This is a genomic window from Pseudomonas sp. ATCC 13867 (assembly GCF_000349845.1).
GTDB lineage: Bacteria > Pseudomonadota > Gammaproteobacteria > Pseudomonadales > Pseudomonadaceae > Pseudomonas.
In genome coordinates, this window is the sequence record NC_020829.1 from 4,624,236 (window position 1) to 4,651,225 (window position 26,990).

Annotated in this window: 31 protein-coding genes, 1 tRNA gene and 2 pseudogenes; 6 read left to right on the forward strand and 28 right to left on the reverse strand. The window is 60.4% G+C overall.

Annotated elements, in window-relative coordinates:
• Positions 1-6: 6 nt before the first annotated feature.
• From H681_RS20705 to H681_RS20720, 4 genes are all read left to right on the forward strand, one after another.
• Entirely contained in the window at positions 7-621 is a 615-nt protein-coding gene (locus H681_RS20705) for a 50S ribosomal protein L25/general stress protein Ctc (protein ID WP_015478850.1), read from the forward strand.
• A gap of 37 nt (positions 622-658) precedes the next feature.
• Positions 659-1,243, forward strand: coding sequence for an aminoacyl-tRNA hydrolase (pth, locus tag H681_RS20710; protein WP_041712180.1), 585 nt, complete (start codon positions 659-661; stop codon positions 1,241-1,243).
• Positions 1,244-1,282: 39 nt separating this feature from the next.
• Positions 1,283-2,383, forward strand: a complete 1,101-nt coding sequence (gene ychF, locus H681_RS20715; RefSeq protein WP_015478852.1) for a redox-regulated ATPase YchF — start codon at positions 1,283-1,285, stop codon at positions 2,381-2,383.
• A gap of 178 nt (positions 2,384-2,561) precedes the next feature.
• A tRNA-Met gene (locus tag H681_RS20720) sits at positions 2,562-2,638 on the forward strand.
• A 280-nt stretch (positions 2,639-2,918) separates the two neighbouring features.
• Here the strand turns inward: H681_RS20720 and H681_RS20725 are convergent.
• The 14 genes and pseudogenes from H681_RS20725 to H681_RS20785 form a co-directional block, all read right to left on the reverse strand.
• Positions 2,919-3,209, reverse strand: a pseudogene (locus H681_RS20725) (HigA family addiction module antitoxin); the annotation flags it as partial.
• Between the two features lie 12 nt (positions 3,210-3,221).
• Positions 3,222-3,500, reverse strand: coding sequence for a type II toxin-antitoxin system RelE/ParE family toxin (locus H681_RS20730; protein WP_015478854.1), 279 nt, complete (start codon positions 3,498-3,500; stop codon positions 3,222-3,224).
• Between the two features lie 15 nt (positions 3,501-3,515).
• Positions 3,516-4,544, reverse strand: a complete 1,029-nt coding sequence (locus H681_RS20735) for a phage integrase (RefSeq protein ID WP_015478855.1) — start codon at positions 4,542-4,544, stop codon at positions 3,516-3,518.
• On the reverse strand, positions 4,541-5,833 hold the full coding sequence (locus H681_RS20740) for a hypothetical protein (protein ID WP_015478856.1): 1,293 nt from the start codon (positions 5,831-5,833) through the stop codon (positions 4,541-4,543). Before H681_RS20740 ends, H681_RS20735 begins: the two co-directional genes overlap by 4 nt.
• 146 nt (positions 5,834-5,979) lie before the next feature.
• Positions 5,980-7,194 carry a zonular occludens toxin domain-containing protein gene (locus H681_RS20745; protein ID WP_015478857.1) on the reverse strand — a complete coding sequence of 405 codons (1,215 nt, stop codon included), beginning with the start codon at positions 7,192-7,194 and terminating at the stop codon, positions 5,980-5,982.
• A gap of 12 nt (positions 7,195-7,206) precedes the next feature.
• On the reverse strand, positions 7,207-7,533 hold the full coding sequence (locus H681_RS20750) for a DUF2523 domain-containing protein (RefSeq protein ID WP_015478858.1): 327 nt from the start codon (positions 7,531-7,533) through the stop codon (positions 7,207-7,209).
• Entirely contained in the window at positions 7,533-8,993 is a 1,461-nt protein-coding gene (locus H681_RS26985) for a virulence factor TspB C-terminal domain-related protein (protein ID WP_015478859.1), read from the reverse strand. The genes H681_RS20750 and H681_RS26985 overlap by 1 nt, the downstream gene beginning before the upstream one ends.
• Before the next feature lie 143 nt (positions 8,994-9,136).
• Positions 9,137-9,379 (reverse strand): major capsid protein, encoded by a 243-nt coding sequence (locus tag H681_RS20760; protein WP_015478860.1) that lies wholly within the window; start codon positions 9,377-9,379, stop codon positions 9,137-9,139.
• Between the two features lie 14 nt (positions 9,380-9,393).
• On the reverse strand, positions 9,394-9,606 hold the full coding sequence (locus H681_RS20765; RefSeq protein ID WP_015478861.1) for a hypothetical protein: 213 nt from the start codon (positions 9,604-9,606) through the stop codon (positions 9,394-9,396).
• A gap of 98 nt (positions 9,607-9,704) precedes the next feature.
• Positions 9,705-10,142: a hypothetical protein gene (locus H681_RS20770; protein ID WP_015478862.1), complete on the reverse strand. Its 438-nt coding sequence runs from the start codon at positions 10,140-10,142 to the stop codon at positions 9,705-9,707.
• Between the two features lie 369 nt (positions 10,143-10,511).
• Positions 10,512-10,718 (reverse strand): hypothetical protein, encoded by a 207-nt coding sequence (locus H681_RS20775; protein WP_015478863.1) that lies wholly within the window; start codon positions 10,716-10,718, stop codon positions 10,512-10,514.
• 3 nt (positions 10,719-10,721) lie between these two features.
• Positions 10,722-11,054 carry a lysogeny maintenance protein PflM gene (gene pflM, locus H681_RS26070; protein WP_236620555.1) on the reverse strand — a complete coding sequence of 111 codons (333 nt, stop codon included), beginning with the start codon at positions 11,052-11,054 and terminating at the stop codon, positions 10,722-10,724.
• 70 nt (positions 11,055-11,124) lie between these two features.
• A pseudogene (locus tag H681_RS27150) lies at positions 11,125-11,208 on the reverse strand (hypothetical protein); the annotation flags it as partial.
• Positions 11,201-11,473 (reverse strand): hypothetical protein, encoded by a 273-nt coding sequence (locus tag H681_RS20785; protein WP_041712183.1) that lies wholly within the window; start codon positions 11,471-11,473, stop codon positions 11,201-11,203. The pseudogene H681_RS27150 and the gene H681_RS20785, both read right to left, overlap by 8 nt.
• Before the next feature lie 891 nt (positions 11,474-12,364).
• Here H681_RS20785 and H681_RS26765 point away from each other — a divergent pair.
• Positions 12,365-12,841, forward strand: coding sequence for a hypothetical protein (locus H681_RS26765; RefSeq protein WP_177324589.1), 477 nt, complete (start codon positions 12,365-12,367; stop codon positions 12,839-12,841).
• Positions 12,842-13,333: 492 nt separating this feature from the next.
• On the opposite strand, the gene H681_RS20795 is transcribed toward H681_RS26765, so the two are convergent.
• The 5 genes from H681_RS20795 to H681_RS20810 form a co-directional block, all read right to left on the reverse strand.
• Entirely contained in the window at positions 13,334-14,215 is an 882-nt protein-coding gene (locus tag H681_RS20795) for a DUF4747 family protein (protein WP_080636249.1), read from the reverse strand.
• 39 nt (positions 14,216-14,254) lie between these two features.
• Complete coding sequence (locus H681_RS26090; RefSeq protein ID WP_080636250.1) at positions 14,255-14,839, reverse strand: hypothetical protein; 585 nt, start codon at positions 14,837-14,839, stop codon at positions 14,255-14,257.
• A gap of 49 nt (positions 14,840-14,888) precedes the next feature.
• Positions 14,889-15,746, reverse strand: coding sequence for a restriction endonuclease (locus H681_RS20800; RefSeq protein WP_015478867.1), 858 nt, complete (start codon positions 15,744-15,746; stop codon positions 14,889-14,891).
• 686 nt (positions 15,747-16,432) lie between these two features.
• Positions 16,433-16,852, reverse strand: coding sequence for a type II toxin-antitoxin system VapC family toxin (locus H681_RS20805; protein WP_015478868.1), 420 nt, complete (start codon positions 16,850-16,852; stop codon positions 16,433-16,435).
• Entirely contained in the window at positions 16,849-17,094 is a 246-nt protein-coding gene (locus H681_RS20810) for a FitA-like ribbon-helix-helix domain-containing protein (RefSeq protein WP_041712729.1), read from the reverse strand. Before H681_RS20810 ends, H681_RS20805 begins: the two co-directional genes overlap by 4 nt.
• A 414-nt stretch (positions 17,095-17,508) precedes the next feature.
• Here H681_RS20810 and H681_RS26485 point away from each other — a divergent pair, with 414 nt between their 5' ends.
• A complete protein-coding gene (locus H681_RS26485; protein ID WP_157883348.1) occupies positions 17,509-17,670 on the forward strand; it encodes a hypothetical protein in 162 nt (53 codons plus the stop codon).
• A 21-nt stretch (positions 17,671-17,691) separates the two neighbouring features.
• Here H681_RS26485 and H681_RS20815 read toward each other — a convergent pair whose 3' ends face one another.
• From H681_RS20815 to H681_RS20855, 9 genes are all read right to left on the reverse strand, one after another.
• Complete coding sequence (locus H681_RS20815) at positions 17,692-18,690, reverse strand: isocitrate/isopropylmalate dehydrogenase family protein (protein WP_015478870.1); 999 nt, start codon at positions 18,688-18,690, stop codon at positions 17,692-17,694.
• Positions 18,691-18,768: 78 nt separating this feature from the next.
• Positions 18,769-19,413, reverse strand: a complete 645-nt coding sequence (gene can / locus H681_RS20820; protein WP_015478871.1) for a carbonate dehydratase — start codon at positions 19,411-19,413, stop codon at positions 18,769-18,771.
• Positions 19,414-19,476: 63 nt separating this feature from the next.
• Entirely contained in the window at positions 19,477-20,721 is a 1,245-nt protein-coding gene (locus H681_RS20825) for a C69 family dipeptidase (protein ID WP_015478872.1), read from the reverse strand.
• Positions 20,696-22,081, reverse strand: coding sequence for a flavin monoamine oxidase family protein (locus tag H681_RS20830; protein WP_015478873.1), 1,386 nt, complete (start codon positions 22,079-22,081; stop codon positions 20,696-20,698). The genes H681_RS20825 and H681_RS20830 overlap by 26 nt, the downstream gene beginning before the upstream one ends.
• Before the next feature lie 372 nt (positions 22,082-22,453).
• Complete coding sequence (rimI, locus tag H681_RS20835) at positions 22,454-22,906, reverse strand: ribosomal protein S18-alanine N-acetyltransferase (protein WP_015478874.1); 453 nt, start codon at positions 22,904-22,906, stop codon at positions 22,454-22,456.
• Positions 22,903-23,730: a hypothetical protein gene (locus H681_RS20840; RefSeq protein ID WP_015478875.1), complete on the reverse strand. Its 828-nt coding sequence runs from the start codon at positions 23,728-23,730 to the stop codon at positions 22,903-22,905. The genes rimI and H681_RS20840 overlap by 4 nt, the downstream gene beginning before the upstream one ends.
• Before the next feature lie 97 nt (positions 23,731-23,827).
• Positions 23,828-24,337: a DUF6160 family protein gene (locus H681_RS20845; protein WP_015478876.1), complete on the reverse strand. Its 510-nt coding sequence runs from the start codon at positions 24,335-24,337 to the stop codon at positions 23,828-23,830.
• Between the two features lie 14 nt (positions 24,338-24,351).
• Positions 24,352-25,923 carry a hypothetical protein gene (locus tag H681_RS20850; RefSeq protein ID WP_041712730.1) on the reverse strand — a complete coding sequence of 524 codons (1,572 nt, stop codon included), beginning with the start codon at positions 25,921-25,923 and terminating at the stop codon, positions 24,352-24,354.
• Between the two features lie 2 nt (positions 25,924-25,925).
• The gene (locus H681_RS20855; protein ID WP_015478878.1) at positions 25,926-26,990 is read right to left on the reverse strand and encodes a DUF6160 family protein; all 1,065 of its coding nucleotides are present in this window, start codon (positions 26,988-26,990) and stop codon (positions 25,926-25,928) included.

Below are 26,990 nucleotides of genomic sequence, written 5' to 3' on the forward strand. Positions count from 1 at the left end.
TGTGAAATGGTTGATTTTGTACTGAATGCACAAGAGCGTTCCGACCTGGGGAAAGGTGCGAGCCGCCGCCTGCGTCGTAACGAAGGCCTGATCCCGGCTGTGGTTTACGGTGGCGAGAAAGCCCCGCAATCCCTGACCCTGGAACTGCGCGAAGTGTCCAAGCTGCTGGAAAACGAGGCTGCCTTCAGCCACGTGATCACCCTGAACGTCGGTTCCGCCAAGGAAACCGTACTGATCAAGGCCCTGCAGCGTCACCCGTCCAAAGGCTTCGTCATGCACGCTGACTTCCAGCGCGTCGTTGCCGACCACAAGCTGACCGCTCACGTTCCGCTGCACTTCCTGAACGAAGCGACCGCTGTTGGCGTCAAGACCGGTGGCGGCGAGATCTCCCACGTGATCGCCGAAGTCGAAGTTTCCTGCCTGCCGAAAGACCTGCCGGAATTCATCGAAGTCGACCTGGCCAAGGTAGAACTGGGCCAGATCGTTCACCTGTCCGACCTGAAACTGCCGAAAGGCGTAGAGCTGGTGCAACTGGCCCACGGTAACGACCTGGCCGTCGCCAACATCCACGCTTCCCGCGTAGTGAAAGAAGAAGGTGAAGGCGAAGCTGCTGCCGAGTAATCGCGCGCACCATTGCCTTTAAGGAAGGGGCCCCGTCGTGACTGCCGTACAACTGATCGTTGGCCTGGGAAATCCAGGCCCGGAATACGACCAGACCCGGCATAACGCAGGGGCCCTTTTCGTTGAGCGACTGGCGGACGTGCAACGCGCGAACCTGTCTCTCGACAAGAAGTACTTCGGCCTGGTCGGTAAATTCAGCCACAAGGGCCGCGACGTTCGTCTGCTCATCCCCACCACCTACATGAACCGCAGCGGCCAGGCCGTGGCGGCGCTCGCCGGATTCTTCCGCATTCCGGTCGAAGCCATCCTGGTGGCCCACGACGAACTCGACATGCCCCCCGGCGTCGCCAAGCTCAAGAAGGGCGGCGGACACGGCGGGCACAACGGACTGCGCGACATCATCGCCCAGCTCGGCAACCAGAACGGTTTCCATCGCCTGCGGCTTGGCATCGGCCATCCGGGGCACAGCAGCCTGGTCTCCGGCTTCGTCCTCGGCCGCGCCCCGCGCTCCGAGCAGGAACTGCTCGACACCAGCATCGACTCCGCCCTCGGCGTGCTGCCGGAAATGCTCGACGGGGACTGGACCCGCGCGATGCAGAAGCTGCACAGCCAGAAGGCCTGATCACACCTCTTTTCCGCCACCTGGCGCGAGGGACCTAGCATGGGATTCAACTGCGGCATCGTCGGCCTGCCCAACGTCGGCAAGTCCACCCTGTTCAACGCCCTGACCAAATCCGGCATCGCGGCGGAAAACTTCCCCTTCTGCACCATCGAGCCGAACAGCGGCATCGTGCCGATGCCCGACGCCCGCCTCGATGCGCTGGCCGAGATCGTCAAGCCGGAGCGCGTGCTGCCGACCACGATGGAATTCGTCGATATCGCCGGCCTGGTAGCGGGCGCCTCCAAGGGTGAAGGCCTGGGCAACAAGTTCCTCGCCAACATCCGCGAAACCGACGCTATTGCCCACGTCGTGCGCTGCTTCGAAGACGAGAACGTCATCCACGTTTCCAACAGCGTCGACCCCAAGCGCGATATCGAGATCATCGACCTCGAACTGATCTTCGCCGACCTCGACAGCTGCGAGAAGCAACTGCAGAAAGTCGCGCGCAACGCCAAAGGCGGCGACAAGGACGCTCTCGCACAGAAAACCCTGCTGGAAAAGCTCATCCCCCACTTCAGCGAAGGCAAGCCCGCCCGCTCGCTGATGAAGCACATGAGCGATGACGAGAAGCGCGCCGTGCGTGGCTTCCACCTGCTGACCAGCAAGCCGGTCATGTACATCGCCAACGTCGCCGAAGACGGCTTCGAAAACAACCCGCACCTGGACGTCGTGCGCGCCATCGCCGAAGAAGAAGGCGCCATGGTCGTACCGGTCTGCAACAAGATCGAAGCCGAGATCGCCGAACTGGACGACGGCGAAGAGAAGGACATGTTCCTCGAAGCCCTCGGCCTCGAAGAGCCCGGCCTGAACCGCGTGATTCGCGCCGGCTACGAACTGCTGCACCTGCAGACCTACTTCACCGCCGGGGTGAAGGAAGTCCGCGCCTGGACCGTCCGCGTCGGCGCCACCGCCCCGCAGGCCGCCGCCGTGATCCACACCGACTTCGAAAAAGGTTTCATCCGCGCTGAAGTCGTCGCCTACGACGACTTCATCCAGTTCAAGGGCGAACAGGGCGCGAAAGAAGCCGGCAAATGGCGCCTGGAAGGCAAGGACTACATCGTCAAGGACGGTGACGTAATGCACTTCCGCTTTAACGTCTAAGCCCCCGCCAGACCCGACAAAGCCCCGGCCACTCGCCGGGGCTTTTTCTTATGGCCGCCCTGCCCCGCCGCTCATCGTGCAAATCCCTTGCGACCGGCTAAACGATTGATAGATCAGAACAATATTCAAGAAAAGGGGTTGACACCCCCCTTCGATCTGCGGAAAATGCGCGCCACTCGGCTACATAGCTCAGTCGGTTAGAGCGCAGCATTCATAATGCTGATGTCCCAGGTTCAAGTCCCGGTGTAGCCACCATACAAAACAAAGGGTTAGCGAAAGCTAGCCCTTTTTTGTTTTGGCCGGCAGACTACAAACCGACTACATCCTGTCTACGCGCCGCAAACAAACCCCATGAATGTCATTCCGCAGGGGGGTTCTCAGAGCGGTCGGCCGTGTCTCTTTCCTGCCTCCCCTGTTCCTCAATCCAGCCTCAAAGGTCACCCAATGGAATCTCACGGGATGGCTCGTTGGCTCGCTCCTTCACACGCTGAACGAGAAAAGCATCGTCCTGGGCCTCGATCGTCGCGAGAACTACCAGCGGCTTGATGTCGTGCTCAATCTGTTCCCCGCTGGCAGCGTAGGCAGTTGCCAGGGCGTATTCACTTTGCAGGTTCATCCAGAACTGGGCGGACGTATCGAAGTAGCGTCCCAGGCGGATAGCCATGTCTGCCGTGATCCCGCGACGCTCACGGACGATATCGTTGACGGTCGGTGCCGAGACATTGAGGGCACGAGCCAGCGCAGCCGGAGTGATGTCCAGCTCCTGCAGGAACTCTTCGCGCAGAATTTCCCCTGGATGGATGGGGCGCATACCGTTGGTTGTCATGGTCCACCTCCCTCAGTGGTAATCCACTATCTCGACCTGCGTGGGGCCTGCATCCGTCCAGACGAAGCAGATGCGCCACTGGTCGTTGATCCTGATGCTGTGCTGGCCAGCTCGATTGCCCTGTAATGGCTCCAGGCGATTGCCCGGTGGAGAGCGCATGTCTCGAAGCTCAGTGGCAGCATGCAGCATCAGCAATTTGCGGGTTGCGACGTTGAGAATCGCACTCCACCGCTTGGAGGTTCCCGTCTCGAACAACGAGCGGGTCTCTTCGCATCTAAAGCTCAGGATCAATTTTAATCCTTAACGTTAAGCGTTAACGTGATCTGAGGATACCAGAGGACGAGCCGGGGTCAACTGGTAGCCCGACTGAGTGAGCGGAGAAAAACGCATTGCGGACTCCAGGTGCTCTGGCGACAGGTGCGCATAGCGCATGGTCATTGTGATCGACGAGTGCCCCAGAATTCGCTGCAAAGTCAGTATGTCCCCTCCTCCCATCATGTAGTGACTGGCGAAGGTGTGACGGAGGATGTGGGTTAGCTGGCCCGGTGTTTGGAATCCACAGCGCTCATAAGCACAGCGAAAGGCGGCCCTGCAGGACATAAACAGGCGGCCCGTTCCAGGCATACCCACCTTGAACATCAGTTGCTCCAGCTCTGCCGGGATCGGCACAGATCGGCTCTGACGGTTCTTGGTCCGGTGGTAGTGGACCTTTCCTCCATGCACTGCGCCACGGGCGATACTCTCGGCCTCATCCCAGCGAGCACCTGTAGCGAGGCACAGCAGTGCAACCGGGTAGGTGTGGTTGTTCGTGCTGGCCTTGCACTCCTCAAGCAACTGGGCGACCTGATCCAGGGTGAGGAAGGTCAGTTCGACCTGATCAGTCTTGATCTGCCGAACGTTGGCCAGTGGGTTCGCCTTGTGCCATGAGCCGAGGCGGATCAGCTCGGAGAAGATGGCCGACAGGTAACGCTGTTCGTGGTTGACCGTTTCCGGCTTCACTTCGGTCAGACGACGTTGCCGGTAGCGCGCCCACGCGAGCGAATCGAACTCGAAGGCCAGCGGATCTCCGAGGCGTTGGGCCAATGCTTCGCAACGAGCCAAGCGCTGCTTGCCGTCTTTCAGGGTGCAGCCGTGGAGGTCATACCAGACCTTTACCAGATCGGTGAGACGATCATCCAGCGGGCGGCCTGTCTCGCCTTTTACGGCAAAGAAATCCTGCTCGTAACGAATCGCGGCGGACTTGGTAGGAAATCCGTACTTCCTGACTCGACGACCGGAGCGACCATTCTCGTAGAAGTCAGCCGTCCAGGTCTTTCCCTCTTTGCGCGCCGTCATATCGCGTAGCCCCGCCTGATGTAGCGATCATTGATCAATCCAATGACGTGCTTTTCGAGGTCGCGAGTGCTGTAGCCCTTGGCCGTATAGTGGTCTTCGATCACGTGCCAGAAGGGAAGCGTTCTCCCGACCTCAAGCGCTTTTTTTGGCGGGATGCGCTCCCGTGCGATCAGGCTGGCGAATTGGCCCAGGAACATTTCGCAGTTCTTGCCGGAGAAGCCCTGGGCGGTCTTGTAGTAGCGGCGGTACTCGGTGCGCTCGATGAGCGGGTCAGCCTCCACCTGCACTTTGGTATCGAGGCTGATCAGCGACCAGAAGGCGTCGAAGATCCCTTCCCGGGAAATCAGCTTGTAGTTGTCGCAGGCGTACTGCCAGAGGCCCTGAAGGTGCGGGCAAAGGCCCTCATAGGTGCGGCAGCCGATCACCTCGCCAGAGGTCATCGTGGAGCCTTCGGAGAACTGCTGGACGATGGAGTGGTGGAAGCGGAACTCGATACGCCACACGGTTTCCAGTGGGTTGAAGGCGGGTTCGCCATCACCGAAGGGATCACCGTTGAGGGAGGCCCAGACGGATTCCCAATAGTCGAGTTTGTCGGTCGCTCTCGCCTGCAGCGTCTTGTTGTACAGGCACATCTGCAGGCCGTTGGCCGAGCCGAACATGAAGGTCTCACCACGCCCATACACCGAGGCGTTGCCGTCGAACTCGATGCGGTCGATACCGCTGATCTGGCGTACACGCCGGGACCGGCAGTGCATGCGATCCACGAAGTCTGCAGGCGGGGTCCAGCCCTGCACGTCGAGGGCGATATGGACGGCGCATTGGTTCACTTCACAGGCCGAGAGAACGCCAGCGGCCAGGTCATCGAGTACGCCCTGCAGGATCTTCGGATCGGCACCGTCCAGGGCGTGCGGGGAGACTTCGATCTTGAGGTGCGGGCCGATGTTCTCCAGCTTCACGTTATGGTTCTTGATCAGCAGGATCAGACCCATGTCGGCGTTCTGCAGGCGGTACTGGTAGCCCGAATCCCGGCCAATACGGCCTTTGGCCCATTTGTAGCCGGCGAAGTTGACGATATCTTCGGGCTCATCGAACAGCGCCATCACTTCCGGGCGGATCATGCCGTTGTACAACTGCCGCACGGTATCGACGCCACAGCGCAGCAGGCGCACACCCGACAGGTCGACAAATCTGCCGTTGCTCGGGTCCATGAAAATCCGTCCTTCGGACGACTCATAAAAGTCCCCGTTCTCCTTGAGGATCAGGCGGAGGGGGTGAATCGGCTTTTTCATGTTTATTACCCTTCAATGAGGTTTATTGAGGTGGGTGATCGCTAGTTATCCGACGTGTTACAGGGTCGTCGGCCGCGCCGCGCCGAGCGCCGTTTGCGGTTGGCCTCGTACCTCGGCTCAATCCGCAAAACGGCGCCGCCGCCGCGCTAGTTGCTGCGCCAGGGGCGCGCTGGGTACTCGCTGTCGGGGACGATGGTCAGTTGCGTCGCTGCGGGCTGCGCATCGGCCTGTAGTCGTTCGCTGGTGGGGGGTGGCAGCGGCGATGCGGCAACGGCTGATTGCTGCCCCGAGCGCGGATCGAGGCCGTTACGGTCGGGCAGCGTAGGATCGAAGTAGCCGTCCCTGGCGACGGTCAGGCAGAAGTCGAAGGCCGTCGCCACCTTGGTGCCCTGCTGCGTGTAGCACTGACAGGATTTACCGTCCTTCACGGTGTGTTGTGGTCGCCGGGCAACGAGGCGCGGGTCGCCGGTGGACAGGCAGTACAGCCGCGGGTGGGCAACGGGCTTGGTCAGTTCGTCGTACACCGGCGCCGAGGACGGCAAGTCCGGGACGCGAGGCTTGCGGCGTTCCAGGTACTGCGCGGGGGTGACAACCTTGGTCTCGCCATCGCCCGTGGGTTTGATCAGCGCGCCGACCGCCGAGGACACCTGATCGACCACGCCCTTGTCTGCGCCGTTCGGTGTCGTGGCGCCGGTCGCCGCGCTGGCCGGGGTGGCCGACTTGCTGCCTTCCGCGTAGCGCTCATAGGCGCGGTACACCATGAAGGCCGCGCCGATGATCACGGCCAGCGCCAGGATCATTTTCTTCGGCGGCTTGAAGGCGAAGTGGTGATTGGCCTTGGTGCTGGTGTAAACGCCGAAGTACTTCTTATCGAGCTTGAGCGTGGTCTTGTCGGCGTCCTTGAAGCTGGTCTTCTTCTCCACCGCTTCGATCACGGCTTCGGATTCGAAGCGCAGCAGTTGCTGACTCTTGAACACCCGCCAGTAGTGGATATGACCGTTGCACAGGCGGCGCAGATGCACGTCGATGTAGCGCGGGTCCTGGGTGACCAGATGCACTTCGTGGCCCTGATGGCGCATGATCTCGAAGCGGCTGATATGCTCCGGCGGTTTCTGCCGGGGGTCGCGGACGCCGAACCAGCCCTGGGCCTCATCCACGACGATGATCGCATCGGGTGGTAGTTCGTACCATTTGTACGGGTCGTCGAACCCGAACCACGCCGCCTGCAACTGGTCGGTCTTGAGGTCGGCCACGTTGTGGTAGTAGACGACCCGGCCTTCCCTGTGGGCCTTCTGATCGACTTCGCGGATGGTGTTGAGGGTCTTGCCGTGGCCGGGTTTGCCGGTGCGAATGTAGAGCATGGCGCATCCCCCTTAGGCGTCGATGTAGTCGCGGCCCGGAGGATTCCAGACCCGCTTGCGTTGTCTGCCGGAGGCCTTATCCATGCCGGAGAGCACCATGCGGGTGACCACAGCGGCGAGGAACATGTTGATGCACACATCGAAGTTAGCGAGACCGAGTATCTGCTGAATGGCAAGGCCCACGGAGCCCATCTTCGACTGGACGTAACTGCGCACCATATCCAGCAGCAGGTTGGAGCCGACATAAGTGACAAAGCCGACTCCGAGCGCTCGCAGAACCATCTTCACCAGCGGGCCGACGATCATGATCAGCAGCTGTACCAAGAACAGGAATTGCATCATTCACCTCCAAAGGCGCGGCCCACGTAGAGCGCGCAGAAGACACTGGTGCCGATGAGGATCAGCACACCGAGATCGGACGCAGCGGCACACAACGGCTCATAGGTGAACGCGAAGGTCCGACCGCCGTTGGTTCGCAGAGAGAAGGTCTTGTTGGGCGGGCAACTGGCGGGCAGGAAGCGCGTGCCGCTGTTGAGGAAGGACGGGGCCTCGACTTCGAGGTCTTCGGCTAGCTGGAACTTGTCACCCTGGACGGCGGCCTCGATTTCGCCCTTGTGCTTCTCGAAGTCGCCTTGTTTCTCCACCTCGCAACGCAGCTTCTTCTGCTGCTGGACCATCGCGCAGTCGATGGCGTCGCCTGCGCACTGGAGCGGCGCGTCGCAGTCGTCGGTGCCGGAGGCTTTTCGCTCGGGCTCTTCCTCTTCTTCCTTGTCTTCCTCGCCGGGCTTGTCGCTGGCCTTGCAACCGGTGCCGGTACAGGTAGAGGACTCGCCGCCGGAGGTGCCATCGGCATTGGTCTTGCTGGTGCCGTTGGTGACGCTGGTGGTCGAGGAGCAGGCGTTGACGCCGCTGCAATTCGTCGTTGTGGTGGTGGTCGTCGTGCTGGTGGTGGAGGAACCGTCGCTGGCCGTCTGTTCGCTGACCTCGGTCTTGGTTTCGGTTTCCTTCTTGGACGGGCTGGGCTTGCCCTCTGTGCAGCCGAACTGACCGTTGACCTCGCCGCACTGCATGTTGCCCGGCTCCTTGAAGGCATCAGTGGCAAGGCAGCTGTAGTGGGTACGACCTTCGGCGTCAGTGACCTTGTTGGTGCACTCGTTGGACTTTTCGCGGGTGGGTAGCGTGGCGGGTGGAACGTTGGGCGTGGGGTCGGTATTCGGACACGCGACGCCGTTGCCCCTGTAGCGAAACACGCAGAAGCCGGAGTTCTGATCGTCACCTTCCATGAAGCGATAACAGCGGCTGGGGGCTTCGCCGGTCGAGGCATATTGGCAGGAGCCTTGGCAAAGACTTCCCGGCGGTTCGGTGCGGGTGTTCTGCAGAACAACGCCGCCTTCGCTCAGGGTGCCGATCTTGTGTTGATGCTCCACCATCTGGCCGATGGTGGGTTCGCACTTGTCCGGCTCGGGAGCTTTGCATTCGCCTGCGGTCGCGTCATACAGCTGGGGCGCGGTACAGCCGTTACCGTAGCGAACCAATTGTCCTGAATGATCAGCAGTCTTGCCGGTGGACTTGGTAAGGGTCTGGTAGTAGCAAGTACCCGAAGAGCCAGACACTGAAACCGACAGCATCGTATCTACGTACAAACTGTCGGAGCGGTTCCAGTAGTCCAGCATCAGCTGACACGCCCCGGCGGGAGACGGGGACTTGGTGATGTTGTAGCCGTAGTACTGCCAGTAATAGTCCTCGGCCTGAGCGGTGCTCATCGTCAGTGCCAGCAGAAACAGGACCAGGGCACGCATGCTCAGACCCGCCCGAAGAACACCACGGCGAATGCCAGGGTGGTGACGATGAGGACAAACCACTGCACGGACATGGCGGGCTCTCCAGAAGAAGAACCCCGCCGGAGCGGGGTTCGGTGCTTCGGCTTTCAGGCCGGGTGGGGTTACAGGGCGCGGCGCATGTACTTGAACGCCGCAGCGGCGACCAGCACGGCGAACACGGCCCAGCCGATGGTGTTGGTGTCTTCACCGGCGGTGGTCAGCGCGGCGGTCGCTTCGGTCGGGACAGCGCCGTAGGCGGTGGCGGCCAGGGTGGAGCCGACAGCGGCGATACCCACCACCGTTTGGCGAGCGCGACGGCCGTAGCCTGCGGCGCGGTTTTGCAGCTGGGTTTTGAGTTGCTTCATGGGTGTTACCTCGCTTACTTGAGCAGTCGTTTCAGGACCAGGAAGCCGAAGGCGATGCAGAACAGCGCGAGTACATCGCCGCGCAGTTCCGCCACCTGATCCCAGGTGAGTGCAGAGCCGAACTCGCTCTGCATTTCCTCGCGGGTGAAGACCGTCAGGGTGCCGGTGCAAATGGCGGAACCATCGGCACCGAGCGCCCAGTTGCCGTCGCAGGCGAGAAAATTCATAGGAAGCGCGCCACGCCATCGACCCAGCCCCACAGGTAGCCGGTGGCGAGGCCCACGACGAAGAGGGAGAGGTACTTAGTCATGGCTGTGCTCCCGGATTAGCTCTTGGCCGAGTCGCCGGGTTTGTCGGCGGCGGTGGGTTTATCGGTGGTCGGCTGTTGAGTCGGGCGCTGGGCCTGCGGCTGAGCGGCGGGACGAGCGGTCGGAGTCGGTGCGCTAGCTTCTTTGCCCACGGCCAGTAGTTCGGTCAGCACTTGGGTATTGGTGGTGCGACCAAAGCGATCCTGGGTGGGGCGAACAACGCTGGCGAACTTGCAGAGCACCGGAGCGCCTTCGAAGACGATGGAATCCAACAGGGTCGGTTCGACGTTGTATTCGCTGATCTCGAAGCCCTTGGCGTTGCCGCGAGCGGTTTCCGGGATCGGGGAGATGGCCTGGACGCTGGCGAAGATCTCGCCGGACTTCGTGGAGGTGTAGGTATCGGTCTTGGTGACCCAGAGTTCGACTACGCCGCCAGTGGTTGCAAACATGTTCATCTGAAGCTCCTTTTGCCTTTTTCGGGCATGAGTTGGCCCGCTGCTGCAATTCGGCTTGTTTGCCGTTAATTCAGCGGGGATGGATAAGTGGTCATTTGCTGCCAGTCAGAACCGCTCTAAATAGAGGGTTTCAAGTAACTGACGGGATCTACTTCAACACAAAAACAAGCACAAAAACCGTCGATAGATATTTATCAAAATGGAACCTATCGCTCTGAAACAGCAAGGTTTTTCAAGGTTTAAGTGCCCCCTGACTGATAGGAGTTGTTAATCACACCAAGGGCTCTGCCCTTGTCATCCCGCTCTCGCCGCCGAGGGCTCAGGAGCGCGGGGCGGTGGAGCTGCCCCTCACTCCCGAGCGGAGGCTATTCAGGGCGGGGGACGGTCAAGGGTGCGCTTCGCCCGGCGCTCCGTTTGTCCGAACGATAGAGCGTGTTCGGACAAGCCGGTGCGGCGGCCCTGGACCTGATTGGCCCAGGTGGGGATGGTGTGGCGAGCGTGATAGCGGCCCACCAGCAGGGCGAAGACGATGAGAACGGACCAGAAGATCAGGTGCGGGATCGGGTTAGTGATCATGGCTCAGCCCTCCCACTCGAACGATTCGTGGATAGGTACGAAGGGCGTGGGTCTGCCGCTGTCGTAGACAACGTGCCAGTACTTCGGCGGACGGCGCGCGGGCATGTGTTTGTCGCAGGTAAAACCCCGTTCCACCCGGTAGGTCGAGTGGATCGAGCGCCACACTCCAGCGACCTTCGCCATCACGATAACTACGGTGAAGACGCGCGTAGGGCGGCATTCGGTGCATCGTGTGGATCGGCAGGGACTGGATTTCGCCAGTTCGCGACGGGACCAGCAGACAGAGCAGTCGCAGTCCAACGGATGCGGTCGGTGCAGGTACTTGCTCGGCAGCATCGGCGGGCACCTCCCCTTCGAAGCTCTGTTGAAGGCGGAAGACCAGTTCGGCGTTCAGGGAGCGAAGAGAAGCTTCGGCAGCTTGCTCAACCTGAGAGCGCAGAGCCGGAGGCATGCGCAGCTTGAACTGAGAGAAGGACCGGGCGTCATTCATCGTCGTAATCCCCCTGGCAGAAGATCGACTTCCCCCGGTCGAGGTCGCGGCGGATTTTGTGAAGGTTGATGACGCGGCGGCGGCCGATCTTGGCGGTCGGCACGGTCTTGGTTTCGACCCAACCGCGCACCACGTCTTCGGTGATCTCTTCCAGGCCCAGCATCTGAGCGAATACCGCCTGTGAGCAAAACGGCGCGGAGCGGAAATCCGTAACCTTTTCGACAGCTCCCGTGACCGTGAACCCCACAATTCCAGACTCTTCCATGAAATGCTCCTATAATCGCGCTTGAGTAAACGACGATTTAAATGTACCGGTTACATGTGCAATGGGTACATCTGAAAACCAATCAGTGCACTAGGGAAATTTCCGGTAGATCTGTATGAGTGAGGGAATTACAGAGAGGGGCCTTCAGTTACTGGAAATGGCCAGTATTAAGGCATTAGCTGACGCCGGAGAGACGGACTATGTTCGTTGGCAGAATATAAAGCGCGGAAGGTCCAGGTTAGGTGCCGACGAAATTGAGATATTGGGCAGGGTCTATCCACATTATCGTTGGTGGTTGATGACCGGCGAGGTACGCCTGGATATGCACCAAACCAGCCCAGCCTACGATTTAGCCAATGCAAGCTTGCACGAACCCAGCGCGGGATAGAGCTGACAAGGAAGGCAGCACTGCGCTGGTTTAGCCGATAGGACATACCATGAGATGGACTCGGTACGAAATAGAGCGCTCCAACTGATCCGAACGCTTGGTCCTAAGCATCTCAGTGAGCTCGGCGGAAAGAACTACGACCGCTGGAGAAATATCAGCAGTGGGAAGATCCGGATTAGTACTGAGGAGGTCGGCATCTTGGCCGACGCATATCCTCATTACGCGCTTTGGCTAATCTCGGGACGGACTGAGCCAGAGCATGGCCATCGCAGCCCTGAATATGACGAAGCTGATCGAAACTTGGCCGGACACGACGCGGGATAGAGATTACTCAGACGGTAGCTAGGCGCTGGTTCGCCCGAGAGAAATCCGCCAGGAAGGAATGAAGCAAAAGCACAGGCAAGCCTGCTACAGCTAGTAAGTCGGTGAAGCGCATGACCAGGGAATAGGTACCGCTCTCCGCATTTCAGTTTTTTCCGATTGACGCTGGATGCCGCGAGCATATGGTCTGGCTAAGCCCCTATTTGCCGGACTCAATCAACTCTCCGCTACAAGGACATGAATCAGATGAAAACCATACTGACCAGCCTGCCATCCTGAGCTGTGCCACCCTCGCATCCGCCGAAGAGAAAACCGCCCTCACCGAAGCCGCCGAGGCGATGAAACCCATTATCGAAGTCCCCGCGAACTACGTTCAGAAAAGCATCATGCAAAGCCTTGCCAACGGGAAAGGCCCGATGGCAGAAGGCTCCAGGAAAAACCTAGAAATGCAGGCTCAACGGAAGAAGGAAGCTAACCGAGGTGTGCGCAGGTCTATGAAGGAATGTATCAAACCAGGGAATGTCATCGATGATGATGTTAAAGAATGCACTGAAGGTTTACGCGAGAAAACATGGCAGCGCAGGCTTATTCATCTTCGGAAGACTGGACAAATGCCTCATACCACCTACTTGCACGAAATATCGCGAACGTTGCGCTAAACACAAGAACAATAGAGTACATAAAAATCAGGTACCCAAAAAACCAAAAAACCCTGTTCCCGCAATGCACTATCTGATAGTACAAACTTGGAAGACCTGGAATAGTAAATTGCAATGACTTGAAGGTCAGAGCCACAAGCAAGGCAAGTGCTTGCATAACTATAAAATGCACGAAGGCCGAAACCAGCGACATAAATGGAGAAACTTTTGCCGAGCTTTTCTTAGCTATAAATCGACTAAACCCAGAGTCCATCCCTAGAAACACTGCAAACCCGGCCAAAGTAAATCCCAAGATGGTAGGAATTGAAGATATAACAGTATCCCACCACCCCAAGCCGGACCAAGCCCCGTAGTTCAATACCGTCAAGGCAAAAGCTAGCCAAAAGTAGAAGGAAGAAAATAGCGCGCGGAATCCGCCATATCCTTCCCAGTACTTACCCCAGACCTTTCTAACGCCTTCGTAGTCTTTTCTTACCGAAAAGAAAATCATATTTACCTCAATATCTCTCTATTCACCTCATCAACCTTCTCATAAAACGCATCAAACTCAGACATTAAGTTTGGGTTGTATTTCGCAGTCACATGCAACGGAGTGTCCTTGGTTGAAAGAAACTGTTTAACATTATCCTCATCCTTGCCCTCAACCATAACATACCCATTCTCTTCTGCCACCCCCGCCAGGGCCCTAACATCTTCATCGATTATCAAACCAACGTTGTTTGCCTCCAAAAACTCCATTCGTTGAGTTTTCGCATTCATCTTATTTAGCCGCTCCAGGATATCTTCCTCGAGGTCCTCATGATCATCTGGATTTGGCCGATCAATCTCAAGCTTAAGCTTTGAAATTCTTTTCAAAGAAAGCATTACTTCAAGGCTATTGGGGTCAGGCTGTACAGTTATGCTCAGCTGACCAAACTCAGCAAACTCAGGCCGTGAAAAGATCTTCAAGAAGAAGTTCTTTACCAGATTGGGCGAAAGACTGTGCTTCGGCTTTCCACTAATGAAATAGAAACGATGCCCTTTCGGATAAAAAATATACTGAAATCGTTTGAAGTGCGGCTTCAAGTGCTCGGGTATCACTAACTCAGCCACATCTTCATTAGTAGCCTCATCCATATCCCTAAGATTAAACCAAGCCTCTGCCGCATCTAATTTCAAAAATTTATACAACTCCCCTCGAACACCATCCATCGGGTTATCTTTATTGAGATATCGACAAGAACCCAAAAGCAGAGCCTCATCTCCTCGAATCTTTGCATCAAATTTCCCATTAGCCATAAGTCGCAGCATCTCAACATACTTCAACGGAGTATGTGGCTGGAGAACAACATTTAATGCACTGATATGAATAGCGGAGGTGCGAACTCTAGGCATAGAACATCCCCATAAAAAAAGTTAAAGAAACCAATATCTTCAAACGTGAGGCCAAAGCGACTCAACATACGCCAACTCCGCATCGATCAAAGGCGCACCAATTGATGCCGCTGACACAAAAAGCTTAGAGTTCCTGACATCCAAGACCCCAAATTTTATATCAGGATATTCGGCCAGCGTAATCCCCATCAAGGATCCAACAATATCAACCCTCAACTTACTTAGCGGATCCGCCTTAAGATATAGTTTTATCACATGAGGTTCACCGTTAATAAGAAGCCCCAGCTCAGGGTTAACAGAGACAGAAAAATCGTTATAATTATAAAAATTGCGCGGCGGATCAAACCACTCTAACTCTTTTCTTCCCCACCATTTCCTATAGCCCTCGACCACCTCGGAATAGTTTTCAACTTTATGAGGAGGCAATGCAGCCAATATATCCTGAAGTGAATCCTTACCTTCCCCCTCCGAATGAATCTCGACGATCCCATCCCTAAATCTTTTATAATAGTCTGTAGCCGGCTGATAGGCGTCTCTATTTTTAATCTCCCGCACCTTAGTCGCTTTGGGTGTTCCCGCCTTAGAAACCAAATCAACCAAATCTGTCAAGGATAGAACAGGCATATTAAATATTCTCCTATCGTGCGCTGACAAAAAACGACACCATCCCCAATCACGCTATATTTCTAACACCCCGACAAACAGGAAAATTAGTACACCCCCAAAACTCAGAACCTATATTTGAGCCGCGTTTAGCTTTCCTAATAACCATGTGCTCATTACACACAGGGCAACGGGGTGCTGAGGACAGATCAGTTGCTTTGTCGGTATTCCTGCTCTCTGGAGCAGCAGGTGTGGCTGTCGATCGGTTAGAAATCCAACGTTTAAGCAGCGCCCCATCAACCAACTGGATATTGCGCCCTTCCGCAAACGCCTTAGCTTCTGCGGTGTATCTGCCCGAACTGACAACAAAACCTCCCGCAGCCCCTTCCGCAGCCATAACACCAAAAAACTCGCGGATCACCGTGACGCCAACATTAATGGCTTTCCACTGTTTGCACTGAACCAGATACTTGTCTGTTCCCAGGTGCAATACGAGGTCAACGCCGCCATCCGGCCCGTTGCCGCCCTTTTCGATAACGGTGAAGCCCTTGCGGCGGAAGGTCTCGCCCACCAGCTGCTCAAACTCGCGCCAGCTGATGCCATCAATGGTTTGCCCAGACTCTCTCGCATTCGCCACGTTTGCGCGCAACCGCTTACGTTCAGCCCTGGCAAGCACAGCGCCGATGGCGCCGATTACGAATACCGCAGGCAGCACAAACTGGCCGAAAAAGGCAAAGGTGCGGATAAGCTGACCAACAACAGACTGCCCCATCTGATGCAGATCCTTGGGAACTTCGGGTTGGCTGTTGGCGATAGGGTGAAGAACGAGCCAACTGCCCAGGGCAATGAGCAGGCTTACCCACCAGGGCAAGCGGCTGGCAATCTCTATGAGGTCCTCGATGAGCGAGGTTCTGCGGCGACGAGCCATCCCTGTCTCCCAAATACGCATCCATTCATGGCCAGAGGCCATACAGGGAAGCTAGCGCGAGACGCTAGTACCAGTAAAGACTCTAGGGTGACTACATAAGGCCAATTGTCAGAAACAGCCTGTTGAAGTGAGGTTTTGTCGCCTTTGAAAGGCCCGGTTTACAAGGCTTCGGGGTAGCGCGGGGTAGCTCTCATGCGATTCATAATGCTGATGTCCCAGGTTCAAGTCCCGGTGTAGCCACCATACAAAACAAAGGGTTAGCGAAAGCTAACCCTTTGTGCTTTCTGGGTAGTGACTACGAAGTGACTACGGCTTGCCTACCAAGCCAAAACCTTCAAGCAATGGCAGGAAGCCATGCGAAAACTAGCCAAATTTCTCTTCTGGCCAAGCCTCCTGATTGCGGGCATAGCATGGCTGTTCATGCTTGCTGGCGGGTTGGAATGCTATTTCTCTCCGCCCTCGCCTCCAGCCGCTTACAGTGGTTCTGCCCCCGCTTTTCTTCTCTGCATGGTGCCGATTGCATTTGTGACGTCTTGGGTATTGGTCCCAGCGATCGTCCTGGGCGGCTCGCCTTCTTCTGGCTGGATAAACCATCCCGAATGCATCTCATTTCCCTTGTCGTAATAGCTCCAGGGCTATTACTTCTTCGCCAAGTTCTCTGGTAGCCGCCCTTCGTTCAAAGACGCTCAGCTACTCCAAGGATCAATTAGCACCACTCCGTAACTCTCGAAGTGTCGGACGTTTCGCGTAGCAACCTGCGCCCCATGCAGTTTGGCGATTGCAGCAATCTGCCCATCCGCCATATCGGCAATCCTTCCCTTGGCCTCACTCTCTGCTGCCAGCTCAGCGTAATGCACCGCTGCATCCGCATCGAAGGGCAGGATCCTGCCGGCGAAGTCCTCTTCGAACATGGCAATGGCCAGATCCTGCAGAGCTTGCCTGCGTTTCCCCTTCGGCATCCTGGCAATGCCATAAAGGATCTCAGCCACGGTGATCGAGCTGATAAGTAAATCCTGAGCGGGTTGAGCATCAATCCAAGCAACCACAGCCGGATCTGGCTTGGCCCGCATCAGCTCCGACAGGACATTAGTGTCGAGCAGGATCATTCGTCGAAGTCCGCAGCCCGAGCCTTAGTCTTGCGAGCCGGCAGCTCGATATCAGCTCCACCGACAGATGCGAAGCGAGCATGAATCCGACTTCCCAAGCCCCTCCTTTTCTCGTCCCGAGAGAGCGCCTGAGCAAGGATCACACGGACCTCCTCTTCCATCGAGCGGCCATGGTTCGCAGCGACCACTCGGAGCTTGGCCTTGAGGTCTTCGTCTAGGTTTCTAATCGTGATGCTGGCCATGACATTCTCCAGTGCAATCAATGAAATCACTGACATCATACGGGAGATTTCCGGGTCGTGTGAGCGGTCAGAGATACATGACAGGCTCCGATGGCTGGGCGATACACAACATCGCCTTAGCCTCGCTATCTGCCCTTGCACTCCCCCAAGGTAAACGTGATCTCCTCTCTCTTCCTGGTAGCAAGGAGCACGCGATCGCCATCTAGAAACGCAACCCCTTGCCCCTGCTCTAGAGCACATGGCGCTTTATTGAACATCTCAAATGTGTAGAGGAACCACTTGGTCTTGTCCTCCATAAATGAAACGTAGGCCGAATGGCTCCCTGCCCACCACTGGTAGCCAACAGTGGCGAGGGTTCTACCCCGTTACCACGGACATTTTCGAGTAAGCTCACGCTGAGCTGAAGGAGTGTTCATGTCCAAGCGCAAGAGATACAGCACCCTTAAACAATCTTCTCACCAGATACTGATGGCTCGCGATCTGAACGAATGCCTTCGCCGCCCTATATTTGAGCTGTTCTCCGCCCTTGCCCCAGGGAAAGAGAAGCAATCGAGCATTGTCATTCCGATGAGATAAACGCCGGAACACTCCAGGCGTTCAGCCCAACAGCTGCAACACACCTTGTCCGATCACCCGCGTCGTCTCCCCACCGAAGTCCACACTCCCCTCCTCCCGAAGGAAGCCATCCACCGCCGCATCGAGTCGGTCGGCCAGCTCGGGGCGCTGCCAGTGGTGGCGCAGGAGCATGCCAACGCTGAGGATAGCGGCCAGCGGATTGGCGCGGCCGGTTCCAGCGATGTCAGGGGCGCTGCCGTGGACGGGCTCGGCGAGGGCGATACCGTGACCGAGGTTGAGTGACGGGGCCATGCCCAGGCCGCCGCCCCAGTGGCTGGCGAGGTCGGAGAGGATGTCGCCGAAGAGGTTGCTGGTGACGATGAGGTCAAAGGCTTCAGGACGCTCCACCAGTTGCAGGGCGGCGACGTCGACCAGGCGCTCGTCGAGTACGTCGCTCCAGCCGTCTTCTACCAGCCGGTCGCGGCAGGTATCGCGGAACAGGCCGCAGCTGAGCGGAAGGACATTGGCCTTGTGTACCAGGGTGATGCGACGGGCGCCGCGCAGGCGGGCGATGCGCGAGGTGTCGGCGGCCAGGCGGTCGCAGGCGGCGCGGGTAATGACTCGTTCGGCGATGGCCACGCCCTCGGATTCCCAGTGTTCGCGGCCGCTGTAGAGACCTTCGCTGTTCTCCCGCAGGATCAGCAGGTCAACGCCGGGATGGGGAGATACGTGCGGGCGAGAGCGCACCGGACGCAGATTGAGGCTGAGCGCCAGCTCCTGGCGCAGGGCGAGGATGGCGCTGCGGTAGCCTTCGACACGATGGCTGGGCGAGGAAACCGCACCGAACAGGCCGGCACCACAGGCGCGCAGGCGAGCCAGGGTGATGTCGGGCACCGAGACGCCGCGCCGTTCGAAGCATTCCCAGCCGGCTTCGGCCTCTTCCACCCGCAGATCGGGTATCAGCCGTTCCAGTACCTGGACCGCTACCGGCACCACTTCACGGCCGATGCCGTCGCCGGGAATCACGCACAACCGATGCATCGCTGACCTCCGCTCGCCGCCGGTCCCCTCCATGATCCGCCCACGCCCCTCACGGAAGGACGCCGGCGGACAGTCGGCTCACACTTGTCCGAGCGGGCGCAGGCGGTATTGCGGTGGCAGTTGGCCAAGGCCGCTGACGGTGACGTTGAGGTCCTTCCAGCGGCCGTCCTTGATGCCGTAGATGCAGCCGTGCACGGAGAGCGGCTGGCCACGATGCCAGGCGTTCTGCACGATGCTGGTGTGGCTGACGTTGGCGACCTGCTGAATGACGTTGAGCTCGCAGAGGCGGTCGACCTTTTCCTCTTCCTTTTCGAACTGGGCGAGGTGGTCGCGGTATTCGTAGGCGAGGTCGCGGATGGTCCGCAGCCAGCCATCGATCAGGCCAAGCTGGCCGTGCTGCAGGGCCGCGCGTACACCGCCGCAGCCGTAGTGACCGGTGACCAGGATGTGCTTCACCTTGAGTACGTCGACGGCGTACTGGATGACCGACAGGCAGTTGAGGTCGGTGTGCAGCACGACGTTGGCGACGTTGCGGTGGACGAACAGGTCGCCTGGCAACATGCCGACGATCTCGTTGGCGGGGACGCGGGCATCGGAGCAACCGATCCACAGGTATTCCGGGGCCTGTTGCCGCGCCAGTTTGGCGAAGAACTCCGGGTCTTCCCGCGTGATCGCTTCCGCCCAGCGTTCGTTGTTGTCGAACAGCTCCTGCAGATCATTCATGTTCGCTTCCTCATCGTTGGCTGCCGCACCTTACGCAGCGCACGCGCGCCTGACAAGCTGCTTTCAGCGCGCCGCATTCAGACGCCACCAGCGCGGCGGGCGGAGAGTTTCCTGCCGCGCCAGTTGGTGCCAGGCGTCGTGCCAGGCTTGGGCCTCGGCGGCCAGGCGTGGCCAGTCCAGCGTGCGCCTGTCCAGTGCGGCCAGCAACTCGGTTTCCAGCCAGCCGTGGCTGGCGCGCAAGGCATCGGCGAAGCCGGGGTCGGCCAGGGCGCGCTGGTGCACGGCCTCGAAGCGCCACCAGAGGGATTCTTCCACGGCCGCGCCCTCGCGGCTGAGCAGGCCTTCGCCGGCGTCCGCCTCGAAGCCCAGGGGTTGGAACATCGACAGGCACGGCGCCGAAGTGCCGGTGGCGGCCATCCGCGGCGAACCGCCGTCGAGCCGGGCGATCAGGCTGGCAGTGGTCTGCGAGGGACGCCAGAAACTGCCAGCGTGCAGGCAGACCTGGCGATTGTCGTGACGGGAGAAACGATGTCCCCGGTGGCCGTGGCTGCGCAGAGCGACCACCAGCGCCAGCCAATCGATCTTCGCCGGGCAATGGGCGAGAAATTCCTGGTTGAGCTGCCGCCGTTGCCGCGCCCCGGCAACCCAGGGCAGCACGCGGCCATCGAAGGCGCGGCCGAAGTGGAAGTCGCCACGGCCATTCCAGCAGCCCAGCCGGCGCGCGTGGTCTTCCAGGTTGGGGCTGGCGAGGTCGTAGTCGTGGCCGAGAGTCAGGGCATTGGAGATCGCCCAACGCTCGACCTGCTTCGCCGCCCACAGCCGGCCGGCGGTCTCCAGTACCCAGGCTTCGTCGCGGTCGGCGATGAGGTAGCTGTTGTCGTAGCGCATACGCTTGTTGCGGTAGCCGGCCGGACCGCCCTGGCCGTGGCGCTCCAGCAGTTCAGTGATGACGGCCAGCGCCTCGCGCGCCGTCGCCGCGCGCTCGAGAGCCAGGCGCAACAGGTCCATGCCCAGCAGCGCCTCGCCATCGCGCCGGGTCAGGCGGGTGAACACGGCTTCGTTGCCGATGGCCACGCCGCACTCGTTGACGCCCATCTCGGCGCCCCACAGCCAGGTCGGCTGGCTGAGGATGACGGCATGGCGCTGGGCGGTCTGAGGGATTTCCAGGTAGGTGGTGCGCACCGTCGCCGCCCGGTCGCCGTGCACGGCCGGCAGGCGAATCAGGCATTGCGGTTCGGCGGGCTCGCGGTCGCTGTTCTTGGCGAACCAGGTGGCCCCGCCGCTACGCAATACCAAGGTGTCGCACATACGCCTCTCCCTCGTCTGCGGCGCCAAGCACTTCGCTCGCCGCCCGTTCCCCGGCCTCGACGGCCCCGTCGAAGTAACCCATCCAGCGCGTAGCCGTTTCGGTGCCGGCGAAATGCAGACGGCCATAGGGCTCGCGCAGCCGCGCGGCGCCGCTGGTCCAGAGCCCCGGCGGGAACAGCGCGGCATAGCAGCCGCGGGCGAAGGGTTCCTCGGCCCAGGACTTGTCCACGTAATCGATTGGCTTGAGCGCCTCCTCGCCGAAGTAGCGGGCGAAGCAGTCGAGCACCTGGCCACGCCGGTCGCCCGCCGGCCGCGCGTTCCACTGCCGTGCTTCGTCACCTTCGATGAAGCCGAGCAGTACGCCGCGCGGGGAGTCGGGGATGCTGTTGTCGAAGGTCAGCCGTACCGGGCCGACTTCGCTGGTGGCCTGGCCGGAGAAACCCCGGTCGCGCCAGAACGGCATGTCGTACAGCGCCATGCACTTGATTACCGCGCCTTGCGGCAGGCGCTGCAGGAGCTGGTCGCGCCAGCTGGGCAGCAGTGGTTCCTGGGTGATGCGCAGCAATTGGGTCGGTGGGATGGCGAAGATCACCCGCGAGGCATGGTGCACGCCACGGTCGCTGACCAGTTCGACGCCGCTGTCGCTCTGTCGCACGGCGCGGATCGGCTCGCCGGTGTGCACCGCGTCGCCCAGGCGCTCGGCCAAGGTCTGGCAGATGCGCTGGGAGCCACCCTGGATGCGATCCTGCTGCGCGCCGCCTTCGACGCCGAGCAGGGTGTCGAGGTTGGTGCCACTGCGGATGTAGAAGAGGACGTGGAGGAACGACAGGTCATGGGGGCTGGCGGCGAACACCGCGCCGCTCATCAGTTCGAACACCTTGCGCCCGGTGGAGGTGCGCACGTTGCGCCGCAGCCATTCGGCGAAGGTCAGGCGGTCCCAATGCTCAGCCTTGGGGTGCAGGCTGGGGTCGTTCAGGGAGATTTCCCGCGCCATGCGGTCCAGGCGTACGTGGGCCTGCAGCACGTCCAGCAGTGCATGGGGAGCGAAGCGGGGAATGGTGCCGTGATAGGGCTTCAGCCGGCCACCGAACAGGGTGAGATTGTCGCCCTGGTTCCATTGCGGAAAGGTCGACAGGTTCAGCTCGGCGAGCAGGGAAAGGATGCGCTCCTGGGTGGGACCGACCCATTGGCCGCCCACCTCGACCACTTCGCCGCTGGCGAAGCGATGGTTGAGGGTTCGTCCTCCGACGCGCTTGTTGGCCTCCAGCACCTTTACCCGCCGTCCGGCCGATGCCAGACGCCAGGCGGCGGTCAGCCCCGAAATCCCGGCGCCCACCACGATCACATCGCTGCGATTCATGTTTGCGACCTTATGTTCTTGTTGTTATTGGGCTTAAGGGTAAGCCAGGAGTTGGTTTCAGAAAAACCCGGTCAGCGGGAAATTTCCTGGTTTTTGTGGGGGAGTCGTGGCGGCGGGTGGGATGGTGCTTGCGGGAGGCTCATCCGTGGTTCAGGGCGCGGGGAGATTCGCGGACGGAGTCCGCGCCTTCACGGCGTTTCTGGGTGGCGTGCCAAGGCAGCCTCTCACCCCCTCTCCCTCCGGATGAGGGGCTCTCGCAGGAGCGGATCTTATCCGAGATGTTTTCCGAACATCGGTACGCAGATTCAGGATTTCGCGGACAAGGCCCGATCCTGCGGAAGCGGGAGCCTGCCACCGAACCCCTCGGCCGAATCAATCGACCAGGGTGCAGGCCATCACCAGTGCATCTTCGCGACCGCCGACCGCCGGGTAGTAACCACGGCGGCGGCCGATCTCGTTGAAGCCGTAGCGTTCGTAGAGTCGGTAGGCCGGCTGGTTGGACTCGCGCACTTCGAGGAAGCATTCCACCGCATTGAGCTCATGGGCCCGCTTCATCAGATGCTCCAGCAGGCGCAGGCCCAGACCGCGCCCCTGGCTTTCCGGCTTGACGGTGATGTTGAGCAGGTGCGCCTCGTCGAGGATCAGCTGGATCACGCCGTGACCGACCTGCTGGGTGCCTTCGAACATTACCCAGCATTCGTAGCTCTTCAGGCCATCGGCGAAGATGCCGCGCGTCCAGGGGTGGCTGAAGGCGGCGTATTCGATCTTGAGAACGGCATCGAGGTCCGCCTCGGTCATCGGGCGGAAGGAAACGGCATCGCTCATGCGGTGATCTGACTCATCCAGCGTTGCCGAACACGGCGCATGGCGCGCCAGAGGTCGGCTTTCAAAGAGGGTTCTTCGGCCAGGCGCTCAAGGCCCGGCAAGGCCCAGGCGACGCCCAGGCCTTCGACTTGCAGCTCGCGCAGCAGGGACTCCTCGTCCGCCTCGCCGGCGTAGCGCACGGCGGGCATGCCGACCAGCCACAGGCAGCGACAGGGTGCGCCGTCTTCCAGGCGGGCGGCGACGAAGCCCTGGACGAACTCACGGGCGGCCTGCGGGCCCTGGTCCATGTTGCCGCCGGCGAGCAGCGGCCAGCGCACCGGTTCGCCCAGCAGTTGCGGGCTTTCCGGTAGGCCGGCGGCACGCAGCAGATCCTTGAGCAGCAGATAGGCCGGGTCACGACTGGCCAGGGGCTCGCCGGTGGGCAACTCCACCAGCAGGACGCACTCGCCGGCACGCAGCAGTTGCAGGGCGAAACGCGGCGGTGGCGCGACCGGGACGCGGGCCACGGGCTCGGCTTCCGGCTCGGCCTGTTCTTCGGACTTCACAGGGACCGCTGGCTTGGCCGGCGCGCCCGCCTTGGGCAACAGGCGGGCGGCGATCGATCCGGGTTCGCCCATCGGCACGACAGCCGGAGCCGCAACCGGAGCGGCGTCGCGCCCGACGTCGGCGACGGGCGCCAGCGGCGCTTTCTCAACGACGATGGGCTCGGGCGTTTCCAGCAGTTCGGGGCGCGACGGGGCGGCGAACGGCAACGCCACGCGCGGCAGCCAGGTGGCGACCTGCATGGCGCCGAGGTAGGCGCGGCGGCGGGCTTCTTCGATCAAGGGACGGTTACCTGTAAGTGGAGCCTGCACGGGCAGGCCGGCACATCGAGGCGGGATTGTCGCGTGAAACGCGTCGGGGGGAAAGGCCGGTCGGCGGTTACGGGGTACCGAAGATGTAGACGTTGCCGGTGAGCTTGACAGCGCCGGTGGCCTGGTAGGTGAGCAGGTTGGTCTGCTGCAGGCCGCTGGCGGCGACCTTGCCCTGGTTGGCGCCGCCCAGGGTGAACTGCAGGTTGGTGGCGCTGGCGTTGGTCAGGCCGATCTTCATGGCCTGGCGGTTGAACAGGGCGCCGTCGCCGTTGAAGCCGCTGGCGATGGTCACCATGTCCAGGCTCATGCCGTCGAAGCTGAAGGTGCCTTTGATGTTGTCCAGCACGACGAAGCCGGTGCTGTTCAGCGGCTGGATCGCCACGCGCGCGCCGCAGCCGCCGGGGCAGCGGTTGTCGCCGGCCACCGGGGCGAGGTTGAAGTTGACGCTCAGGCTGACGCCGGCCTGGCCGCTGACATCGGACATCTCGCTGTCGTCCAGGCCGCGCATTTCGGCCTGGGCGCCCGCGGCGGCGAGCAGCAGCAGGACACTCAGGAACCGGCGAGACAGGCTGTTCACGGCGATGCTCCTCATTAGCGCGGCAGGTTGACGGTACGCACGTTCAGGTAGTCGATCCGCATGCCCCGGATGGCCTGGGAACCGATGTCGGTACCGCTGATGTTCAGGTTGCCGATGCTGATATTGCTCTTCTGTACGTTCTGGTAGAAGGCCTCGTGGTTGGCCCAGGTGACGCCCGGGGCGTTGAGTATGAGGTCGCCGTTGCTGGCGACGGTAAGGGTCGCCGGCTGGTAGTTGGCATCGCCCAGGTTGAGGTCGAAGTAGACATTCTTGGCCACGGCGCGGTTACTGTCGGAGCAGGTTTCGCAGCCGCTGAGGATCAGCTTGTCGGCGTACATCTGCAGGCTCATGGACAGTTTCATGCCGGCCTTGTCACCCCACAGGTTGAGGTAGGAGCCATTGAGGGTGAAGTTCTCCAGGGCGATGCCGAAGTAGTCCTGGCGGGTAGTCGTGGCGCCGGCGCCGCCACTGCCGTAGGCAACGCTGGGCAGGGTGAAGCGGGTCTTGATGCCGATATCCAGCCCCTGGATACGGGTGCCGGCGGAGTTCTGCATGGCTCCGGCCACCAGTTGCACCGTGGAGACGTTCTTCTCGGTGCGGGTGACGGTGCCGCTGACACAGGTGGTGGCGCTACCGCCTTGCGCGCCACAGAGCTGGATGAACTTGTCGTAATCGCTGGCGCGCTGGCTGAGGGTGACGCCGTTGCGGCTGACGCTCCAGGCGGCGCTGAGGTTCTGTTGAGCGGCGGTGAGGCTTTCGGTGCTGCTGTTATAGGTGTCAACCGAGGCGTTGTAGTCCTTTACCGCGTTATTGGTGCTGCACGCGAGGATCGCTCCGCAATCGTACTTTGCGCCGATGGTGGTGGGCCGGTCCGCACAGAAGATCAGCCCGCACACCTGCGCCGGAGCCGCGTTGTAGCGGGTGCTCATGGTGCCGTAATTGGCCGTTTGCACGGCCTGAGCCGCTTCAACCTGGGCTTCTCGCTGGTTGACTACCACCATGTCGGCGTCGATGCCGCTCTTGAGGCTCACCATGTTGTTCGAATAGGTGGTCAGCAGCGTGTCGCGCTGGCTCTTCAGGGCGCTCAGTTCGGCACTGATCTTTGTCGTCGCCTGTGCCGGGTCGGTGCAGCCGGCGTCGCCATAGAGACAGCCCTGGTAGTAGGACCACAGGCCGAACTTGTGGGTATCGTTGATCGGGTCGGTCCAGGTCGGCGTCCGCAGTTGCAGCGCCTGCTGGCCGACGGGGATGTTGTCGCCGCTCTTGTACGCCACCGGGCCGAAGGTGAAGGGATGCATCGGCGTGCCCAGGTAAGCCTTGGTGTCCAGGGTTCCGCGCTGGCTGCCGGCGCCCTTGATGTAGGCACTGGTGATGTCGACCTGTACGTCCTGGTTGGCGCTGTTCTTCACCCCGGAGATCTTCGCCGTGGCGCTGGCCTGGTCGTAGCTGAAGCCATCGATGAAGAAGCCCAGGCCCGCGCCGCTGACCTCGCCCAGTTGATCGTCGTCCAGGGCCTGCATGGCCTGGACGGGCAGGCAGAGGAGCCAACCGAGCAGGCCGGCGATGAAGGTGCGGCGCACTCCCATGATCAGCACCCCGACGCCTGGGCGCCCATGCAGGTCGGCTGGCGGGGCAGACCGCGCAGGGCGTCATAGAGGTTGATCAGGATCGGGTAAACCGCATTGGCGCCGCTACCCACCTTGGGGAAGTTGGCGTAGGCACCGGACTGGGTATCCACGAATTTGCCGACGTTGGCCATGTCCTGCCAGGGCACATTCTGGTTCTGCAGGGAGAAGAAGATGCCTTGGGCGCCGGCGTTGATATCGGTAGCGCCGGGTTGACCAATGTAGATGCTCTTGTAGTTGGTCAGGTTGAAGCAGGCATCCAGACCGAGGGTCTTGCAACCGTTGGCGGTGGTCAGGAGTGGAATCAGGCCGGCCAGCAGGCTGTTCGGGTCGGTGGTGTTCATCGAGGTGCCCTTGGGGATACCGATCTGCTCCGCGCGGATGGTAGTCGCCTCCCCCGTGCCGGACTTGACCAGGCCGACCTCGGCCTCGATCTCGGTATCGCCGGCCACTGCCAGCAGCAGGCAGTTCACCAGGTTGGGGCAACCATTGCGGGTGTAGTAGTCGTAGGCGATGGACGCGGGACCGTAGATCTTGCCTTGCAGGTTGCCGGAGAGGGACTGGATGTCACCGGAGAGATAGCCCAGGGCCTTGCCGAAGCCGACGCGCACACCCGCCAGTTCGCGGATGCCGCTGGCGTTGGTCTTGAAGGCGAACTCGACGAAGGGATCGCGCATCTGGAACGGATCCACCGCTGCGTCCGGGGAGTTTGCGTTGGTCACCCGCCCCAGGGCGAAGTTGTTGATCTGGATGTCCGCTGGCTGACCGGAGGCCGCGCCGCTGCGGGCGTAGTCGCCCAGCCGCAGTTCATCGATATTGGTGAGAATGCCAATATCGGCGCCGAAGTTCAGCCGGGTGTACTGGTAAGCCCCGTAGGTCAGGGCGTCCACGGTGAGCATCGCCTGTCCGGTGATGTTGGACAGCTCGCTGTCATCCAGCGATTCCATGCGGGCCTGGGCACCGCAAGCCAGCAGCAGGCCGCAGAGCAGGGCAGCGGCACGCACGAGCGGGCCGGAAGACTGACGCAT